The following is an 18,674-nucleotide window of genomic DNA, read 5'->3' on the forward strand; positions in this document are numbered from 1 at the left end:
CTTCATCACCTGGTCAGCTTGTTGTCTGTCGATTTATACCGCGCACGCCGGTCGCTGTTACCGGCTGCGGCAGGAGGAATGTGTCATGAAACCGGCCGAAAACGGCTTGAGCGATCACCTGACCATGCGCGGGCTTTCCCGGCGCTTTGGCAGTTTTACCGCGCTGGATGCGGTATCGCTATCCATTCGCAAAGGCGAATTCGTCTGCCTGCTGGGGCCTTCCGGCTGTGGCAAGACCACCTTGTTGCGGCTGATTGCCGGGCTTGATCTGCCGGATGCCGGCAGTATCGCGCTGCAAGCGCGTGATATCACCCGTGCCGCACCGGCGCAGCGTGATTACGGCATTGTTTTCCAGAGCTATGCGCTGTTTCCCAACCTGAGCGTGGCAGACAATATCGCCTACGGGCTCAAGCCACGGCATGAGCGGCAACGCCACCGCCTGCGGGTACGCGAGCTGCTGGACATGGTGGGCCTGCCCGGTGCCGAGGACAAATACCCGGCGCAATTATCCGGTGGCCAGCAGCAGCGCGTGGCCCTGGCGCGCGCACTGGCGACCTCGCCCGGCCTGCTGTTGCTGGATGAACCGCTGTCGGCGCTGGATGCCCGGGTGCGCGACAGGCTGCGCGAGGAGCTGAAAGGCCTGCAGCAGCGCCTGGGGGTGACCACGCTGATGGTGACGCATGATCAGGAAGAGGCGCTGGCCATTGCCGACCGGGTGGTGGTGATGAATGCCGGCCGGATCGAGCAGATCGGCACACCGGCGGAAATCTACCGCCAGCCCTGCAGCCGCTTTGTGGCGGAATTCGTCGGTGAGGCCAACTGGCTGCCGGCCACTACCAGCGGCGTGCAAGAGGTGCGCGTGGGCAACCACCAGCTGCGCCTGGATGCAGCCTTGCCGCCAGCCCCGGCCTTGCAGCTGTTTTTGCGGCCGGAGGACGTCATCATCAAGCCGCGCTGGGAAAACGCGCCCAATACCGTGCTGGCCCGCGTCGACAATATCAGCTTTGGCGGTGCGCTGACCCGCATCCGCCTGCTGCCGGAAGGCATGCCCGGGCAGGTGCTGTATGCCGAAGTCTGTCCCGGCATGCTGGACCGCCAGCCGCTGGTGCCGGGTGAGATCGTGCCGGTGGAACTGCCGGCGGCCCGCCTGCTGGCCTTTGCCGGAGACCTGCCATGCTGAGCGCGGTATTACGCTGGCTGCCGCGTGGCGGGCAGACCGGCATCGCAGGCGAGGCGCGCATTGCCATCCTGCTGCTGTGGGCGCTGGTGGCGGTGTTGCTGCTGGGGTTGGGGCTGCCCTTGTTGTTTATCTTTGCCAAGGCGGTACAGGATGGCGACGGCGGCTTTGTCGGCCTCGTCAATTTTGCCCAGGTGCTGCAATCACCCGGCCTGCTGCGTGCCAGCAGCAACAGCCTGCAACTGGGGCTGACCGTCACCGCCCTGGTGTTGCCGCTGGCCTTTGCCTTTGCCTGGGCCCTGCTGCGCAGCCGGCTGTGGGGCAGGGGGCTGTGGCGGCAGATCGGCCTGTCGCCCTTGCTGGCGCCGTCGCTGATGCCGGCCATTTCGCTGGTTTACCTGTTTGGCAACCAGGGCCTGCTCAAGGACTGGCTGCATGGCGGCAATATCTACGGTTTCTGGGGCGTGGTGCTGGGCGAGTTGTTTTACACCTTTCCGCATGCCTTGCTGATCATCATGACGGCACTGTCCGCTGCCGATGCCCGGCTGTACGAAGCTGGCCGGGTGCTGGGGGCCGGGCCCCTACGCCAGTTCCTCACCATCACCCTGCCCGGGGTACGTTACGGGCTGGTCTCGGCGGGGCTGGTGGTGTTTACCCTGGTGCTGACCGATTTTGGCGTGCCCAAGGTGGTGGGGGGCGATTTCAATGTGCTGGCGGTAGAGGCCTTCAAGCAGGTGATCGGCCAGCAGAACTTTCCGCGTGGAGCGGTAGTGGGCTTGCTGCTGTTGCTGCCGGCCATCCTGTCCTGCCTGGTGGAGCGGCGCATGGCCAGGCGGCAGCAGGCGGCGCTGACCGCGCGGGCGCAGCCGTTTGCCCCGGCGCCATCATGGCTGCGCGATGCTGGCGCCCTGCTGCTGTTGCTGGCCATCGGCCTGCTTTTGCTGGCACTGCTGGGGGTGGGGGTGGCGGCATCCTTCATCAAGTACTGGCCGTACAATCTGGACTTTACCCTGGCCCATTATCAGTTCGACACGGTGGATGGCGGTGGCTGGTCGGCCTATGGCAACAGCCTGCAGCTGGCCACGGCCACGGCACTGCTGGGCAGCCTGCTGGTGTTTGTCGGCGCCTATGTCTGCGAAAAACTGCCGGGCATGGCGCTGGGGCGCAGCCTGCTGCGCTTTCTGGCCATGTTGCCGATGGCGGTGCCGGGGCTGGTGCTGGGCCTGGGCTATGTGTTCTTTTTCAATCACCCGGCCAATCCGCTGCATGGCTGGTATGGCAGCCTGGACCTGATGGTGTTGTGCTGCATTGCCCACTTCTATACCACGGCGCACCTGACCGCCGCCACGGCACTCAAGCAGCTGGATGGCGAGTTCGAAGCGGTGGCCGCTTCGCTGAAAGTACCGTTCTGGGTGACCTGGTGGCGGGTGAGCCTGCCGGTTTGCCTGCCGGCGCTGGTGGACGTGGCGCGCTTTCTGTTTGTGTCGGCCATGACTACGTTGTCGGCGCTGATCTTCATCATGACGCCGGAACACAGCCTGGCGGCGGTGTCCATCATCACCATGGACGATGCCGGCGATACTGCTGCGGCAGCGGCCATGGCCACGCTGGTGGTCTTGAGCTCGGCCGGGTTGTCCCTGCTGCTAAGCCTGCTGGAGCGGCTGCTGGGCCGACGCAATCAGCGCTGGCGCAAGCCCGGCTGAAAGCGGGCCTGGCACTGGCTTGCGGGCTGCTCAGGAACCGGCCGGCTTGTCCCCGGCGGCCTCGTCCGTCGCCGGGCGCGGCGCAGCGGGCGGGATGAAGAACTGCAGCGGCTGGCGGATAAAGCGTTTGAGCAACAGCGGCAGCAGCGGCAGTACCTGGCGGCCGCTCAGCTTGCGCGAACGCAGCGCTACCCACAAGGCCATGCTGAAGCTGACCGCCAGATTGGTGAAGCCAATCAGCGCCACGCCGCCGCAGTATAGGGCAATCATCCCCAGGGGCAGTTGGAAGTCCAGCGCCACCAGCCCGAATGCCAGATTGGCGGCGGAGAAGGTAATGTGACGGATGTCCAGCGGCAGGCCGAGAATGATGCCGATGGTGCCGGTCAGCCCAAGAAACAGGCCGAAATAGAAGTTGCCGGCCAGTGCCCCCAGATTGTGCTCTACGTAATGTCCCAGCTGCCAGGCGCGATGCTTGCCCAGCAGCTTGTTCAGCAGCGGGTGGGCAGCCAGCCGTTCCGGGATGCGGCGATAGATGGCCTTGTTGTCGTAATAGCCGGCTATCAGCCCGGACAGGAAGAGATAGACCCCGGCGATGGCGGCATGCAGCAGCGCCAGGCTGCCCAGCGGGTCCAGATCATGCAGCAGGTGTTGTGCCTTGGCCGTGCCGACCACCGGCTGGCCGAACAGTGCCTGCCAGCCAAGGGCGATGATGGCGGCGGTGGGAATGGCCAGCAGTACATTGCCCAGGATGGCGACAAACTGCGTGCGCATCACCTTGACCACCAGTTCGGCCAGCTCATCCAGTGGCACTCGCGAACCGCTTTTTTCCTGCTGGTGCAGGGCGGCGGCAATGCGCGCGGCGGTCATCGCCGGCTGTTTGGTGGCAATGGTGAAGTGCAGCAATTGCACGATGATGAAGCCGATGGCGTAGTTGAGACCATACGACAGCCCCTCCCACAGCAGTGGCAGGTGGGCCTGGGCCAGTAGCAGCTTGATCAGCGCCATCACCCCCACGATCAGCCCGGCGCCCATGGCAGCCTTGGCCATGCCCGCCCATTCCCGGCGCGATTCGGCAATATAGTGTTCGCCGTGGCGGCCGGCATGCTCGGTTACCTGCAGCGCCAGCAGTTCGGTATTGGACTTGAATACATCGCTGACGCTGTATTTGCGGTTTTCCGCGCGGGCGAAGTCTTGTATCAGGTGAAACAATGCCGGGTTATGTCCCGGATCGTGGCCCGGCTCCAGCAGCGCCAGCAGCGCGCGCAGGCGGTGCAGGCTTTGCAGCAGGCGCAAGGCCTGATAGGTGAGGTTGACCGAGATGCCGTTGCGCGAGGCATTCTTGCGGATTTTGCCCAGTATTTCCTCGCACTGATCCAGCAGCACCAGCACGTGCTTGTCGTCTTCTGTCTGGGGCGTGTCATCGGCCAGCGCCCGGCGATAGCTGTCGGCATAGCTGAGCACGGCGGCGTTCAGGTGCAGGAAGGGCGATTCGAAGCGCTCGATTTCCGGATACACCCGCACCAGCTCCGGTTCCAGACCGATGGCGGTGACCCGGGCCGACAGGATCTGTACCGCCTCCACCATTTGCAGGCGGGTTTGTACCCAGCCGGCTCGGTCGGCTTCTTCCTGCCAGGCCATGGCCTGCCATAGCTGCTGCCAGGTTTCATCCGGAATGCCGGCCAGCCATATGTGGTCCTGCTTCCAGCGGAAGAGGCGGCCGAAGCGGTCCTGCAGCGAATCTTCGCGGATGGGCATGGGCAGCAGCCGTTCGCCCACCCGCTTGGACAGCGTGGAGAAGAAGCCGGTATTGGCCAGAATGCCCGATTCGGTATACAGCGGTATCTGCCGGGTCTGGGTCAGCAGTTCCAGCAGGGCAGTGCGCAGTGCCTGGCGATATGCCGGGTGGTGCTCCAGCAGCCAGGCCAGCGCACGCAGATTCATCACCGCCTGTTCATGATCGGTGGCACTGGACGGACGCAGGCTGCGTACCAGGTCGGCCAGTGCGGCAGCGCTGCTGCATTCGCCTGCGCTCAGGCTTTGAAAGATGGCATCGAGAGTCGGATTGGGCAAATTGGTCATTCGGTCAGATAGTGTCAGGCCAGTGTATGCCGGCTGCTGGCAGCCGGCTTGTCATGCAGTATGGATAATTTGTCAGCAGAACAACAGTATAGATCAGCCGCTTTTGGCAGCAGCCAGTGTAAGTAAGTCAAATCAGACAATACTGATTTACAGCTGGTTCAGTCGTGCCGGGAAAAATCGTACCGCGGAACTGTGTTTTTCCGTGTGACGATTATTCCGATTCGGCATGCTGAATGATCGCCTGTACCGCCGTATGCTGCAATTTGCGGCGGTTGGCGATGGCGTAATACTGCTCTTCCACGCCCTCCACCAGGCCGAGCAGGCAGAGCTTGCCGCTGCCAGTGATATCGCTGGCAGCAAAGGCCGGTGCCGGAAACAGGCCAGCGCCCTGTTCGCCAAAGGTATGCAGCAATGCGCCATCCTTGAACTCCCCCACGATGTCCGGGCGAATACCACGTTCGTCCAGCCAGTGTTCCAGCTGGCCGCGCAGCACATTGTCGCGGCTGGGCAGCAATAGCGGTGCCCGCTGCAGGCTGTGCGGAAATCCCGATTGGTAGCGCTCGGCCAGTGCTGGCGTGGCGAAAATCATCACCGGACAGCGGGCAAGCAAATAGGATTGCAGCGTCTGCTGCGCGGCTGCCGGTGCCGGGCGGTCGGCCAGCACCAGATCCAGGCTGTGGCTGCTCAGCTCGTGCAGCAACTGGTCAAACGCGCCCTCGGTGCAATGCAGCCTGACGCGTTGTGGCAAGGCCAGGGCGGGTTGCAGCAGGCGGTAGGCGATGCTCTTGGGCAGCACATCGCTGATGCCGCTGCTCAGCCGCAGGGTGTGGTCCAGCTGCTCGTCGGCCAGCATTTCCTGCAACTCTTCACCCAGCTGGAAAATACGGTCGGCATAGCCCAGTGCCATGCGGCCAGCCTCGGTCAATACCAGACCACGGCCTTGCTGGGTAAACAATGCGCGGCCGATGTGTTGCTCCAGCCGCGAGATCTGGCCGCTGACGGTCTGCGCCGTCATACCCAGCTGGCGTGCCGCTGCCGTGACGCTGCCGGCACGGGCCACCGCCCAGAAATAGTGCAGATGTTTGTAATTGAGGTCGCTGAGCATGATTATTCGAAAAAATCTGATAAATATTATTATTTTATTTGATTTTTTCGTGTACTGGAAACATCTATCATGCAGCATCTGCTTCATACGGGCCGGCACTCATTGCTGGTCTGTCATCAACCACTACTGAGAGGATTGATCATGAAACGCGTGATCTTGCTGATCGCCACCAATATCGCGGTGATGCTGGTGCTGAGCATCGCCGCCCAGTTGCTGGGCATCAACCGTTTTATCACCGCTGGCGGCCTGAACATGGGCAGCCTGCTGGCCTTTGCCGGCCTGATGGGTTTTGGTGGTGCCTTCATTTCGCTGTGGATGTCCAAGACCATGGCCAAGTGGAGTACCGGCGCCCGCGTCATCGAGCAGCCGAGCAATGAAACCGAACGCTGGCTGCTGTTTACCGTGCGCAAGCTGGCCGACCGCGCCGGCCTGCCGATGCCGGAAGTTGCCGTATACGAAGGCGAGCCCAATGCCTTTGCCACCGGTGCCAGCAAGTCCAGTTCGCTGGTGGCGGTTTCCACCGGCCTGCTGTCCTCGATGACCGAGCAGGAAGTCGAAGCCGTGCTGGCCCATGAAATTGCCCACATCCAGAACGGCGACATGGTGACGCTGACGCTGATCCAGGGCGTGGTGAATACCTTTGTGTTTTTCCTGGCGCGCGTGGTGGGCTATCTGGTGGACAACTTCCTGCGCCGCAACGACGAGGAGTCATCCAGCGGCACCGGCATTGGCTACTTCATCACCGTGATCGTGTGTGAAATCGTGTTCGGCATCCTGGCGTCCTTCATCGTGATGTACTTCTCGCGTCAGCGTGAGTACCGCGCCGACGCCGGTGCGGCCAAGCTGCTGGGCAGCCCGCAGCCGATGATTGCCGCACTGCACCGTCTGGGTGGCGTACATGCTGGCGAGCTGCCGCAGAACATGGCGGCCTCGGGTATCTCCGGTGGTGCCGGCCTGATGGGCCTGATGTCCAGCCACCCTTCGCTGGAATCGCGCATCGCCGCGCTGCAAGCTGTGCGCTAAGCCGCTGTATTGTCTGAGGACATGACGATGAGCAGGCTGGTCCTGCTCATCGCCGTTTTACCCCGCAGCCTGCTTCGGCTCTGGCTGCGTTACCGTGAAAGAACAAGATAATGGAATGGTTGAATGTGTTGTTTGCCGGCACACCGCTGTGGATGTGGCTGATGTTCATGGCCATCGTGGCGGCCTTGCTGCTGTTTGACCTGGGCGTGCTCAACAAGGACGACCACGAAATTGGCGTCAAGGAAAGCCTCAAGCTGTCAGCGTTTTACATCGCCATGGGCCTGGCCTTTGGTGGCTGGGTGTGGTGGTATCGCGGCGGCGATGCCGGCATGCAGTATCTCACTGGCTATCTGGTGGAAAAATCGTTGTCGATGGACAACATCTTCGTGATGTCGCTGATCTTCAGCGGCATGGCGGTGCCACGGCTATACCAGCACCGGGTGCTGTTCTGGGGCATTCTGGGGGTGATTGTGCTGCGGGCGGTGATGATTGGTCTGGGCGCGGTGCTGGTGGCCGAGTTCAAGTGGGTGCTGGTGCTGTTCGGCCTGTTCCTGCTGCTGACCGGCATCAAGATGCTGCTGGGCAAGGATGAAGGCCATCCCTCGCTGGATGACAATAAACTGTACCAGTGGCTGCGCCGTCATCTGCGCCTCACGCCCACCCTGCATGGCCATCATTTCCTGGTGCGTGGTGAACAGCACGGTCTGTCCCGTGGCTGGTGGGCCACGCCCTTGCTGCTGACGCTGATCCTGGTGGAAAGCGCCGACCTGGTGTTTGCGGTGGATAGCATTCCGGCGATTTTCGCCATCACCCAGGACCCTTTCCTGGTTTACACCTCCAACATCTTTGCCATCCTCGGCCTGCGTGCGCTGTACTTTGCCCTGTCGGCCATGGTGCACCGCTTCGAATACCTCAAGTATTCGCTGGCCATCGTGCTGGTGTTCATCGGTGTGAAAGTGGGGCTGGTGTATCTCAACGACATCCAGCTGGTGCAGTTCCACATTCCTACTGGCGTATCGCTGGTGGTGACGCTGGGCCTGCTGATCAGCGGTGTGCTGTACTCGCTGTACAAGACCCGTGACGAGAAAGGCGACACCCTGGGCTAAGCAGGAGCTGGCGCTGGCTTGTCGGCGGAAGCCGGACTACCCCAGAGGGGCAGTCCGGCTTTTTGCTTGTCGTGCTCGGGCTTTGCCGCTAGCATGGCTGTTCTTTGTGGGAGATGGCATTCCTCCCGCTTGTCCTGCTGCGCAGCATGTCGCGGCCGTGACAGCAAACCGCCCGTCCGGGCTGATGATGCCTGCAGGATTCCCCTTGCCGGGAGCTGCAGGTGCGTCTGTATTATCCGGCCGGGGGTGATTATGTGTTGTCATTCAGAAGAACGTCATGTCTGCCATCTCCCGTTATGAAACGCTTGCCATGCTGCCGCGCATGGCCAAATTATTGCTGTTGTCCTGTGTTGTCGCCTTGCTGGCGGGCACGGCCTCGGCCTTTTTCCTGCACAGCCTGGTCTGGGCTACCGCCATGCGTGACAGCCACCGCTATTTGCTGTGCTTGTTGCCGCTGGCCGGCTTTGTGGTTGGCTGGGTCTATCTGCGCTATGGCAGCCGAGTGGAAGCGGGCAATAACCTGCTGATCGACGAAATCCACGATCCCACCCGTATCATTCCCCTGCGCATGGTGCCGCTGGTGCTGTGGGGCACGGTGATGTCGCATCTGTTCGGTGCCTCGGTCGGCCGTGAAGGCACTGCGGTACAGATGGGCGGAGCGCTGGCCGACCAGCTTACCCACCTGTTGAAGCTGAGTAATGCCGACCGGCGCATCTTGCTGATGTGTGGCATTGCTGCCGGTTTTGCTTCGGTATTCGGCACGCCCTTGGCTGGCGCCGTATTTGCACTGGAAGTGCTGGCCATCGGCCGCATGCGTTACGACGCACTGTTTCCCTGCCTGCTGGCAGCCATCGTGGCCGACCAGGTGGGCCTGGCCTGGGGTGTGCTGCACACCCACTACGCCATTCAATTTATCCCGGCCATCAGCGGCTGGACCCTGCTGGCCACGCTGGTGGCCGGCGCCTTGTTCGGTCTTGCCGGCAAGCTGTTTGCCGACAGCACCCATGCCTTGGCGGCGCGTATCAAGCGTCTGGTGAAATACCCGCCGTTGCGCCCTTTGCTGGGCGGCCTGCTGTTGTTGGCCATCGTCTGGCCGACGGGGGCCGATCGCTATATCGGTCTGGGCATTCCGGTGATTGTCGACGCCTTCCAGCAGCCGCTGGCGCCTTATGATTTCGCTGCCAAGCTGGGCCTGACCGTGCTGTCGCTGGCCAGCGGTTTCAAGGGCGGCGAAGTCACGCCACTGTTTTATATCGGTGCCACGCTGGGCAATGCCCTGTCTCCCTTGCTGCATATGCCGTTTTCCCTGCTGGCCGGCCTGGGTTTTGTCGCGGTGTTTGCCGGGGCGGCCAACACCCCGCTGGCCTCCACCATCATGGCGATGGAGCTGTTTGGCAGCGAGGTGGGCATCTACGCCGCACTGGCCTGCGTGGCCAGCTATTATTTTTCTGGCCATAGCGGCATTTACCGCTCACAACGCATTGCCCATGGCAAACACCGGCCCTTTCCGCGCGGGCTGAAGCTAAGCGAACTGGCGGCCTGGCGGCAGCGGCAGAGCGACTAGCCCCTCAGACTTGGTCAACTGGTCGTTTCCAGGCATGGCCAGTCGTGGGCTGTCAGGCATAATGCCATTCACATCAGGTGTCGCGAGGGTGCTTGCCGAATGGAAAGCGTAATGGTGGTGGAGCGTAGCTGGCGCAGCATGCTGCGGGCGGTGGCCAGCCTGTTGCTGGCCTATGCCTTGCTGGTGGTGGGCAATGCGCTGGGCAGCACCGAAACCTCGCTCAGCCTGCTGGCCAATGGCGTGCCGGTGGCGGTGGCCGGCATGGTGCAGTCGGCCTATTACGCCGGTTTCTTTCTCGGCGGATTCTTCTGCAGCGGCATGATTCGCCAGTATGGCCATCACCGGGCCTTTGCTGCGCTTACCGCCATCATCTGCGTGCTGACCCTGTGTCAGGCGCTGTTCACCACACCGTGGCTGTGGCTGCTGGCGCGGCTGGGCAATGGTCTGGCCATGGTGGGCATCTACATGGTGGTGGAAAGCTGGCTGAACGGCTGTGTCAGCAACAGCCAGCGCGGCCAGCTGTTTTCGCTTTACCTGATCATCAGCTACCTGGGGGCAAGTGCCGGCCAGTGGCTGCTCAAGCTGCCGTTCAGCCAGTCTGGCTGGCCCTTCATCATCGTGGCCATGTTGTTTGCCCTGGCCATCATCCCGGTCACCCTGACCCAGCAGCGTCCGCAAGTGCTGGCGGCCCCAGCGCCTGGCAATGTGCTGGCGCGGGCCATGCGTACCCTGCGCTTGCTGGGGCGGCGCGCTCCGCTCAGCCTGGTGGGGGCGGTGCTGGCCGGCTGTTTCAATAGCGCCTTCTACACCATGCTGCCGGCCATGCTCAGCCAGTCCGGCCGCTCTGCACCGGATATTGCCAGTTTCATGGGCCTGGCCTTGCTGGCGGCGCCGCTATTGCAGTGGCCGATGGGCAAATGGGCGGACAGCAGCGACCGCGCCACCTTGCTGGCGCGCTGCGCGCTGGTGGTGGCGGTGCTGTCGCTGATCCTGACCCAGTTGCTGAACACCGGCTGGATGCTGCCGCTGGTGATGGTGTATGTGTCGGTGGCCTTTACCTTTTACGGCACGCTCAGCGGTATCGCCAACGATGCCATGCCATCCCGGCATCGGGTGGAGGTGAGTGCTTCGCTGCTGATGGTGTATGCGCTGGGCGGCACGCTGGGGCCGCTATTGTGCTCCTCGGTGATGGCGGCCATCGGCCCGGCTGGTTATTTCGTGGTGTCCTTGGGCTTGTCGGCCACGCTGGGCGGCTATGCCTGGTGGACGGTCAAGCGCTGGCCCTTGCCCAGCCTGCTGCCGCCGCGCTGAGCGACAGTTTGTCATCCGGCTGATTCATCATGCGGTTTTTCCTCTGGCGAAAGCATCATTCCATGACGGTGAAAGTCATCCGTGGCGGCAGTGTGCTGGCCGCGCTGCTGCTATTGGTGTCCTGGGCGGTGCATGCCGCCAATGCCGATGCCTTGTGGAATATCGTGCACGAGCAGTGTGTACCGCACTGGCAGCAGGCAGAGGACCCGGCACCCTGTGCCAGGGTGGAAACCGGGCAGGGCGAGGCGCAGGGTTTTGCCGTGCTCAAGGACATCCACGGTGTACTGCAATATCTGCTGATTCCCACCGCGCGGGTCAGCGGCATCGAAAGCCCGCTGCTATTGCAGGATGATGCGCCCGATTACTGGACCGCGGCCTGGGACGCTCGCCAGTGGATGGAGCGTCTGCACGGCAGTCCCTTGCCGCGCGAGGCGCTGGCGCTGACGGTGAACTCGCCATGGGGCCGCAGCCAGAACCAGCTGCACATTCATGTTTCCTGTGTGCAGCCGGCCTTGCGTCGGCAGTTGCAGCAGGCGGTCATTGGCCCGCAATGGCAGGCGTTGCCGGGAGGCATCAACGGTCATGCCTACCAGGCAAGGGCCATCATGGGCGAGACACTGGCGGGCGTGCAGCCCTTCCGTCTGCTGGCCGAGGGGATTCCTGCCGCCCGCGAGGACATGGGCCGCTACACCCTGGCGGTGATTGCCACCCGTTTCGACAGCGGGCCAGGTTTCTGGCTGCTGGCCAGCAAGGCCGACCTGCTGGCCGGCAACTTTGCCTCGGCCGAAGGCGATGTGCAGGATCATGACTGCCAGCTGCTGCAGCCAGCAGCCGCACCATGAACAATCATCCATAAACAGTCCTCCATCGTTCAGCGCCCTGTCCGGGACAGCTCCCAGGCGCTGAGGCCAGTCAGGCTGCAGGCCGCGCCCACTACCACCACGCCGGACCAGCCCCAGTGGCCGTAAGCCCAGGCCGAGGCCAGCGAGCCCACGGCCCCGCCGATGAAATAGCTGGTCATATAGGCCGAGGTCAGCCGGTTGCGCGCCTCCGGGCGGATGCGGTAGATCGCACCCTGATTGCTGACGTGGCAGCCTGCCACGCCCAGATCCAGCAGCAAAATGCCCACGAGCAAGGCGGTAATCGAGTGTGGTGCCAGCGCCAGCGGCAACCACGCCAGCAACATCAGGCCCAGACTCAGCCGCGTGGCCAGCGGACCATGGCCCCGGTCGCTCAGGCGGCCAACGATATTGGCGGACATGGCTCCGGCCGCACCAGCCAGCCCGAACAGGCCGATGGTGCTGTTGGAGAAGGAAAATGGCGGCGCGGAAAGCAGGAAGGCCAGCGAGGTCCACATCACGCTGAAGGTGGCAAAAGCCATGGCCCCCAGCAGACCGCGCAGGCGCAGGCTGGCTTCTTCCTTGAACAAGCCCAATACCGAGCGCAGTAGCTGCGGATAGGACAGGCCGCTGCCCACGCGGCTGACTGGTAGCTGGCGCGCCAGCACCACGGTCATCAGCAGCATGCCGGCTGCGCCGCACCAGTACACGGTGTGCCAGCCGCCCAGGTCGGCTAGCGTGCCGGCCACGGTGCGGGCCAGCAATATGCCGGTGAGCAGGCCGCTCATGATGGTGCCCACCACGCGGCCGCGTTCGGCCTCGGCGGCCAGGCTGGCACCCAGCGGCAGCAGGATTTGCGCCACCACCGAGCACACGCCGGCCAGCGCCGTGCCAAGCAGCAGCTGGCTGATGCTGTTGGCACTGGCACTGATCAGCAGGCCGGCCGTGGCCAGCAGCATCATGCTGATGATCAGCCGTCGCCGTTCCAGCATATCGCCCAGTGGCACGATCAATAGCAAGCCCAGGGCGTAGCCAAGCTGGGCGGTGGTGACGATGCCGCCTGCGCTGGCGGCGCTAATGCCCAGCGCGCGGCTGATTTCCGGCAGCAAGGGCTGGGCGTAATAATTACCGGCCACGGCCAGGCCGGTGGCTACCGTCATCAGCCACATCAATAGTGGGTGGAGCCCGCCATGTTCATGGCCGGGGTGGCGGAGGGTGTGGGTGGTGTGCATGTGTGTGCTTTCGGTGTGGCTGCGCAGGGGTTGGTAGAGCCGCTAACAAAACCCTGCTGCTGCGATGCGCCTTCTTGCCCAGGGACGCTACGCTATTTTGTTAGCCGCATTTAATGCATGCCCGCGCAGTATTCACTGGCCTGAGTAATGACACCAATGTATTGTTTTCATGTTTTTGATCGTGAAACGAGATTGATGTTATGAATCTGCGCCAGATCGACTTTGTGCTGGCGGTGGCTGAAGAAGAGAACTTCACCCGCGCCGCTGAGCGTTGCCACACCGTGCAGTCTGCGCTCAGCCACCAGATATCGCGGCTGGAGCAGGAGTTTGGCACCCGCTTGTTCGAGCGCACTTCACGCCAGGTGACGCTGACCCCGGCCGGCCATACCTTCGTCAACCATGCGCGCCAGGTCCGTGATGCTGCGCGCCGGCTGGAGGATGAAATGGCGGCGGCCACCGGCGAAATTCGCGGTTGCCTGCGCATAGGCTGCATCTCCACGCTCAGCCGGCTGGATCTGCCCGGCCTGCTGGCGGAATACCACCGCCGTCATCCGCAAGTGGATGTACAGCTGGCCTTGCGCATGAGCGATGTGCTGATGGAAGAACTGCGGCAGCAGCAGACCGATATCGCCTTCATCGGCGTGTGGCCGGGCGAGCCGGTGCTGGGGCTGGATGCGCGTCTGCTGTGGGAAGAGCCGCTGCTGGCCTTGCTGCATCCACAGCATCCGCTGGCCGGCTGTCAGGAATTGACCTTGCCGCAGCTGGCGCAGCAGACCCTGGTGGACTGGCCGGCCGGTACCGGCCCGCGTCTGCAGACCGATATGGCGTTTGCCGCCCAGGGCATCAAGCGGCGGGTGACCTTCGAGGTGAATCATGCCGAAACACTGGTCAGCCTGGTGCGTAGTGGCTGTGCCGTCGGCATGGTGCCGGCACTGGGTGCCGACCAGCATGCCGACCTGTTGGCGCTACCGGTGGTCGATGGCCCGCGCCGGCGTGTCTATCTGGCCTGTCACGATAGCCCCACCCCGGCGGCGGCGGCCTTGCTGGCGCTGGTGGAGGGCTATCTGCAGGCTGCGTCATGAGACTGGCCGGACCTGCAGCTGAGTTACACCAGCCTGTCTGGCGGAGGAGGGGCCTGGCTGGCAGTGCTGGCAGACTTCTTGCGTCTGTGGTGGGTGTCATCGCCAACAGGATTACCCCGTGTCCGCAGAGCCGCCATCTCCCCCGCAGCAAGTCATCCAGCTGCGCCGCGATTACAACAGCTGGGTAGCACGCGAGTCGCTGGAAGACTACGCGCTGCGCTTTACCCCGCGCCGCTTTCGCCAGTGGTCGCTGTGGCGGGTGGCCAATACCGCGCTGGGCGGGGCGGCCTCGTTTCTGGTGCTGGAAGCGGTGGGTGCCACCATGCTGGTGCAGGCCGGGTTCTTTAACGCCTTGCTGGCCATCCTGCTGACCGGGCTGGTGATCCTGCTGGCCGGCCTGCCGATTTCGGTATATGCCGCCCGTTACGGCGTGGACATGGATCTGCTGACCCGTGGGGCTGGTTTCGGCTATATCGGCTCCACCGTCACCTCGCTGATCTACGCCTCCTTCACCTTCATCTTTTTTGCGCTGGAAGCGGCCATCATGGCCTATGCGCTGGAGCTGGGCTTTGGCATTCCGCCAGTGGCCGGCTACTTGTTGTGCGCCTTGCTGGTGCTGCCGCTGGTCACCCACGGGGTCACCGCCATCAGCCGCCTGCAAAGCTGGACCCAGCCCTTGTGGCTGCTGCTGTTGCTGCTGCCCTATGGCTTTGTGCTGTGGCAGGAGCCGACTGCCGTGCAGGGCTTGTGGCATTACCCTGGTGCGCACGGTGCGGGCACGCACTTCGATCTGCGCAGTTTTGGTGCGGCATTTGCGGTGGGCATTGCACTGATTACCCAGATGGGCGAGCAGGCCGATTATCTGCGTTTCATGCCGCCGCGCACCGCCGACAATGCCCGCAGCTGGTGGCTGGCCTGCCTGCTGGGCGGGCCGGGCTGGGTGCTGCCGGGGGTGGCCAAGATGCTGGGTGGCGCGCTGCTGGCCTGGCTGGCGCTGCGCAATGCCGTGCCGCTGGCCAAGGCGGTGGACCCGAACCAGATGTATCTGATCGGCTATTCCCATGTATTCAGCGATGGCCGGCTGGCGATTGCCGCCACCACGCTGTTTGTCATCGTGTCGCAGCTGAAGATCAACGTCACCAATGCCTATGCCGGCAGCCTGGCCTGGTCCAATTTCTTTTCCCGGCTCACCCACAGCCATCCGGGCCGGGTGGTGTGGGTGGTGTTCAATACGCTGATTGCCCTGCTGCTGATGGAGCTGGAGGTGTTTCAGGCACTGGGGCAGGTGCTGGCCTTGTACAGCAATATCGCCATTTCCTGGATCATGGCGGTGGTGGCGGATTTGCTGATCAACAAGCCGCTGGGGCTGAGTCCGCCGGGCATCGAGTTCCGCCGCGGCTATCTGTACGACATCAATCCGGTGGGCCTGGGCGCGATGGCACTGGCGTCGCTGCTGGCGGTGGCCGCCCATCTGGGCGCGCTGGGCGAGACGGCACAGGCGCTGTCGCCACTGGTGGCCATGTGTACGGCCTTGCTATTGTCGCCCTTGTTCGCCTGGCTCAGTGGCGGGCGCTATTATCTGGCGCGCCGCCCCTCGGGCATGCAGCAGGCGCGCTATCGCTGCGTGCTGTGCCAGCGCGAATACGAGGCGGAAGACATCGTCGGCTGCCCGGCCTATCAAGGCCATATTTGCTCGCTGTGCTGCACACTGGATGTGCGCTGTGGCGACCTGTGCAAGCCGCAAGCCACGCTGGCGGCGCAATGGCAGGGTCTGTTGCAGCGCCTGCTGCCGCGTGGCCTGCAACCGTATCTGCAACGCGGGCTGGGGCATTACCTGTTGCTGATGACCGGCATCACGGCTTTCCTGCTATTGCTGCTGGGCCTGCTGTATTTCATCGCCCGGCAGGAAGGCGAAGTGGCCGGCCTGTCCGGCCTGCTGTTCCGCCTGTTTGCCGTGCTGCTGCTGGCCAGCAGCGTGCTGGCCTGGTGGATGGTGCTGACCCGCAATAGCCGGCAGGTGGCGCAGGAAGAATCGCGCCGCCAGACTCGCCTGCTGCAACAGGAAATCGACTCCCACCGCCAGACCGACCTGCTGCTGCAACAGGCGCGTGAAGCGGCCGAACAGGCCAATCAGGCCAAGAGCCGCTATGTCACTACCATCAGCCACGAGCTGCGTACTCCGCTCAACAGCATGCTGGGTTATGCGCAGATTCTGCATGCCGATGCCAGCCTGCCGCCGGCAGCACGCCAGGCGGTGGAGGTGGTGTACAAGAGTGGCGACCACTTGCTGTCGGTGATCGAAGGCACCATGGACATTGCCCGCATTGAAAGCGGCAAGCTGACACTGGACATGCGGCCGCTGGACTTTACCGCCTTCATCAAGCAACTGGTGGCCATGTTCAGCCTGCAGGCACAGCAAAAGGGGCTGGATTTCCGTTTCGAACCGCAAGGCGAGCTGCCAGCAGTGGTGCGCGCCGATGAAAAGCGGTTGCGGCAGATTCTGATCAACCTGCTGGGCAATGCGGTCAAGTTCACTCTGCGCGGCGAGGTTAGCCTGGGGCTGCGCTATCAGCGCGAAATGGCCACCTTTACCATCCGCGACAGCGGGCCGGGGATGGCCGCCGAAGACCAGGTGCGGCTGTTCGAACCCTTCGAGCGCGGCCGCCAGTCGCAGCAGGGGGGCAGCGGGCTGGGGCTGACCATCAGCAAGATGCTGACCGACCTGATGGGCGGCGAAATCCGGCTGGACAGCACGCCGGGGCAGGGCGCGCTGTTTACCGTGCGCCTGTTCCTGCCCGCGCTCATCGGCCAGCAAGCCGAACAGGCCGTGCCACGGCTGCAGCGCACCGGCTATGCCGGGCCGCGTCGTCGCCTGTTGCTGGTGGACAACGAAGCGGTGGACCGCGCCATGCTGGGCCGCATGCTGCAGCCGCTGGGGTTTGAACTGGCCGAGGCCAGTAGCGGCGAAGCCTGCCTGGCGCAACTGGCCAGCTTCCGCCCGCATGCAATCTTCATGGACCTCGCCATGCCGGGCATGGACGGCTGGCAAACCTTGCGGGCCATCCGTCAGGCCCAGGCAGGCATGGCCGATGCGGCAGCGCTGGCCATCATCTCGGCCAATGCCTTTGAAAAGGGCCAGGACAACGACGTGGGCATTCTGCCGGCAGATTTCTTCGTCAAACCTATCCGTATCGACGACATCCTCGACTGGCTGGGAAAACGTTTGCAGCTGGCTTGGCACACCGACAGCCAGCCGGCCGCCGCCGTGGCACTGCAGCCGCTACACGCCAGCGCAGCGGCATTGAGCCTGCCGCCAGCCGATTTGCTGCAACCCTTGCTGGAGGCGCTGCAACTGGGCTACCCCAAGGGGGTGAAGGCGGCCTTGCAAAACCTGGCCGGCCAGACCAGCCAGCATGGCGAATTCCTGCGCCGGGCCGAGGCGCTGGCGGCAAATTTTCAATTTGATGCGCTGCGCAGCCTGGCGCAGCCGGAAGAGGACCAAGCCTGATGGACAAGGCCGCACAACGCAGCGCGCTGGTACTGATCGTAGATGATGTGCCGGACAATCTGCAGCTGCTGCACGATGCACTGGATGCCGCCGGCCATACCGTGCTGGTGGCCACCCATGGCGAGGCCGCCCTGCAGCGCGCCCGGCTCAGCCTGCCGGACGTGATCCTGCTGGACGCGGTGATGCCGGGCATGGATGGTTTCGAAGTGGCGCGGCGGCTGAAGGCGGATTTTGTCACCCGGCCCATTCCCATCGTATTCATGACCGGCCTGACCGAGAGCGAACACGTGGTGGCGGCCTTTGCCGCCGGCGGGGCCGACTATGTCACCAAACCGCTGCGGCCCCCGGAAGTGTTGGCGCGCATCGCCGCGCATACCGCCAGTGCCCGCCAGATGCAGCAGGCCCGCAGCGCGCTGGATGCCTTTGGCCAGGCCACACTGGCGCTGGACCCGCACAGCGGCCGCCTGCTATGGCAGACCGCGCTGGCCCGCCAGTTGCTGCAGCGCTATTTCGCGGTGGTGGGCGAACAAGCACCTGATGCCTTGCTGCGCTGGGCTTTCAACGCCCAGCAGGCCAGACAGGCCGGGCAGGAGCTACCGGGGCAGTGGCCGGGCGAAGCTGGCCAGCGGCTGCTGGCCAGCTTTCATCTGGCCCCCGGCGAGCCGGAGTGGCTGGTGGTGCTGCGCGAAGATGGTGTGCAATCCAGCGTGGCGGCGCTGGTGGCGGCTTTCCGCCTGACCCAGCGTGAGGCCGAGGTGCTGCACTGGCTCAGCCTGGGCAAGACCAATCGCGATATTGCCGACATCCTTGGCATGAGCCCGCGTACCGTCAACAAGCATCTGGAGCATGTATTCGCCAAGCTGGGCGTGGAAACCCGTACCTCGGCGGCCGCCCTGGCGCTGGGGCGCGGCCATGCTTAGAGCCGGCAGCAAAACCCGGCTCCCG

Annotated in this window: 13 protein-coding genes and 1 riboswitch; of the genes, 10 read left to right on the forward strand and 3 right to left on the reverse strand. The window is 63.7% G+C overall.

Features of this window, described 5'->3' with window-relative positions; all coding sequences use genetic code 11:
• The first annotated feature begins 85 nt into the window (after positions 1-85).
• Both EAY64_RS06675 and EAY64_RS06680 read left to right on the forward strand, forming a co-directional pair.
• On the forward strand, positions 86-1,180 hold the full coding sequence (locus EAY64_RS06675) for a putative 2-aminoethylphosphonate ABC transporter ATP-binding protein (protein WP_103524002.1): 1,095 nt from the start codon (positions 86-88) through the stop codon (positions 1,178-1,180).
• Positions 1,174-2,880, forward strand: a complete 1,707-nt coding sequence (locus EAY64_RS06680) for a putative 2-aminoethylphosphonate ABC transporter permease subunit (RefSeq protein ID WP_103524003.1) — start codon at positions 1,174-1,176, stop codon at positions 2,878-2,880. Before EAY64_RS06675 ends, EAY64_RS06680 begins: the two co-directional genes overlap by 7 nt.
• 30 nt (positions 2,881-2,910) lie before the next feature.
• On the opposite strand, the gene EAY64_RS06685 is transcribed toward EAY64_RS06680, so the two are convergent.
• Positions 2,911-4,959, reverse strand: a complete 2,049-nt coding sequence (locus tag EAY64_RS06685) for a site-specific recombinase (protein WP_103524004.1) — start codon at positions 4,957-4,959, stop codon at positions 2,911-2,913.
• Positions 4,960-5,170: 211 nt separating this feature from the next.
• On the reverse strand, positions 5,171-6,064 hold the full coding sequence (nhaR, locus tag EAY64_RS06690; protein ID WP_103524005.1) for a transcriptional activator NhaR: 894 nt from the start codon (positions 6,062-6,064) through the stop codon (positions 5,171-5,173).
• A 141-nt stretch (positions 6,065-6,205) separates the two neighbouring features.
• On the opposite strand from nhaR, the gene htpX reads away from it, so the two are divergent.
• The 5 genes from htpX to EAY64_RS06715 all read left to right on the forward strand — a co-directional run bounded on the left by htpX (position 6,206) and on the right by EAY64_RS06715 (position 11,910).
• A complete protein-coding gene (gene htpX / locus EAY64_RS06695; RefSeq protein ID WP_103524006.1) occupies positions 6,206-7,087 on the forward strand; it encodes a protease HtpX in 882 nt (293 codons plus the stop codon).
• A 110-nt stretch (positions 7,088-7,197) separates the two neighbouring features.
• Positions 7,198-8,193: a TerC family protein gene (locus EAY64_RS06700; RefSeq protein ID WP_103524007.1), complete on the forward strand. Its 996-nt coding sequence runs from the start codon at positions 7,198-7,200 to the stop codon at positions 8,191-8,193.
• A gap of 100 nt (positions 8,194-8,293) precedes the next feature.
• Positions 8,294-8,394: riboswitch (Fluoride riboswitch) on the forward strand.
• A gap of 76 nt (positions 8,395-8,470) precedes the next feature.
• A complete protein-coding gene (locus EAY64_RS06705; RefSeq protein WP_103524008.1) occupies positions 8,471-9,757 on the forward strand; it encodes a voltage-gated chloride channel family protein in 1,287 nt (428 codons plus the stop codon).
• A gap of 99 nt (positions 9,758-9,856) precedes the next feature.
• Entirely contained in the window at positions 9,857-11,068 is a 1,212-nt protein-coding gene (locus EAY64_RS06710) for an MFS transporter (RefSeq protein ID WP_103524009.1), read from the forward strand.
• 62 nt (positions 11,069-11,130) lie between these two features.
• Positions 11,131-11,910 (forward strand): CDP-diacylglycerol diphosphatase, encoded by a 780-nt coding sequence (locus EAY64_RS06715; RefSeq protein WP_103524010.1) that lies wholly within the window; start codon positions 11,131-11,133, stop codon positions 11,908-11,910.
• A 29-nt stretch (positions 11,911-11,939) separates the two neighbouring features.
• Here EAY64_RS06715 and EAY64_RS06720 read toward each other — a convergent pair whose 3' ends face one another.
• Entirely contained in the window at positions 11,940-13,139 is a 1,200-nt protein-coding gene (locus EAY64_RS06720) for an MFS transporter (protein ID WP_103524011.1), read from the reverse strand.
• A 200-nt stretch (positions 13,140-13,339) separates the two neighbouring features.
• Here EAY64_RS06720 and EAY64_RS06725 point away from each other — a divergent pair, with 200 nt between their 5' ends.
• The 3 genes from EAY64_RS06725 to EAY64_RS06735 all read left to right on the forward strand — a co-directional run bounded on the left by EAY64_RS06725 (position 13,340) and on the right by EAY64_RS06735 (position 18,649).
• Positions 13,340-14,221: a LysR family transcriptional regulator gene (locus tag EAY64_RS06725; RefSeq protein ID WP_103524012.1), complete on the forward strand. Its 882-nt coding sequence runs from the start codon at positions 13,340-13,342 to the stop codon at positions 14,219-14,221.
• 118 nt (positions 14,222-14,339) lie between these two features.
• Positions 14,340-17,729 (forward strand): hybrid sensor histidine kinase/response regulator, encoded by a 3,390-nt coding sequence (locus EAY64_RS06730; RefSeq protein WP_103524013.1) that lies wholly within the window; start codon positions 14,340-14,342, stop codon positions 17,727-17,729.
• The gene (locus EAY64_RS06735) at positions 17,729-18,649 is read left to right on the forward strand and encodes a response regulator transcription factor (protein ID WP_103524014.1); all 921 of its coding nucleotides are present in this window, start codon (positions 17,729-17,731) and stop codon (positions 18,647-18,649) included. Before EAY64_RS06730 ends, EAY64_RS06735 begins: the two co-directional genes overlap by 1 nt.
• Positions 18,650-18,674 lie beyond the last annotated feature (25 nt).

The sequence above is a fragment of the Aquitalea palustris genome, assembly GCF_003693445.1.
Classification (GTDB): domain Bacteria; phylum Pseudomonadota; class Gammaproteobacteria; order Burkholderiales; family Chromobacteriaceae; genus Aquitalea; species Aquitalea palustris.

Coding starts and splice junctions, on each gene's coding strand:
- EAY64_RS06715 (WP_103524010.1), top strand. CDS start 11,131: ATGACGGTGAAAGTCATCCGTGGCGGCAGTGTGCTGGCCGCGCTGCTG.
- EAY64_RS06725 (WP_103524012.1), top strand. CDS start 13,340: ATGAATCTGCGCCAGATCGACTTTGTGCTGGCGGTGGCTGAAGAAGAG.
- EAY64_RS06710 (WP_103524009.1), top strand. CDS start 9,857: ATGGAAAGCGTAATGGTGGTGGAGCGTAGCTGGCGCAGCATGCTGCGG.
- EAY64_RS06700 (WP_103524007.1), top strand. CDS start 7,198: ATGGAATGGTTGAATGTGTTGTTTGCCGGCACACCGCTGTGGATGTGG.
- EAY64_RS06685 (WP_103524004.1), bottom strand. CDS start 4,959: ATGACCAATTTGCCCAATCCGACTCTCGATGCCATCTTTCAAAGCCTG.
- EAY64_RS06720 (WP_103524011.1), bottom strand. CDS start 13,139: ATGCACACCACCCACACCCTCCGCCACCCCGGCCATGAACATGGCGGG.
- nhaR (WP_103524005.1), bottom strand. CDS start 6,064: ATGCTCAGCGACCTCAATTACAAACATCTGCACTATTTCTGGGCGGTG.
- EAY64_RS06705 (WP_103524008.1), top strand. CDS start 8,471: ATGTCTGCCATCTCCCGTTATGAAACGCTTGCCATGCTGCCGCGCATG.
- EAY64_RS06675 (WP_103524002.1), top strand. CDS start 86: ATGAAACCGGCCGAAAACGGCTTGAGCGATCACCTGACCATGCGCGGG.
- EAY64_RS06680 (WP_103524003.1), top strand. CDS start 1,174: ATGCTGAGCGCGGTATTACGCTGGCTGCCGCGTGGCGGGCAGACCGGC.
- htpX (WP_103524006.1), top strand. CDS start 6,206: ATGAAACGCGTGATCTTGCTGATCGCCACCAATATCGCGGTGATGCTG.
- EAY64_RS06735 (WP_103524014.1), top strand. CDS start 17,729: ATGGACAAGGCCGCACAACGCAGCGCGCTGGTACTGATCGTAGATGAT.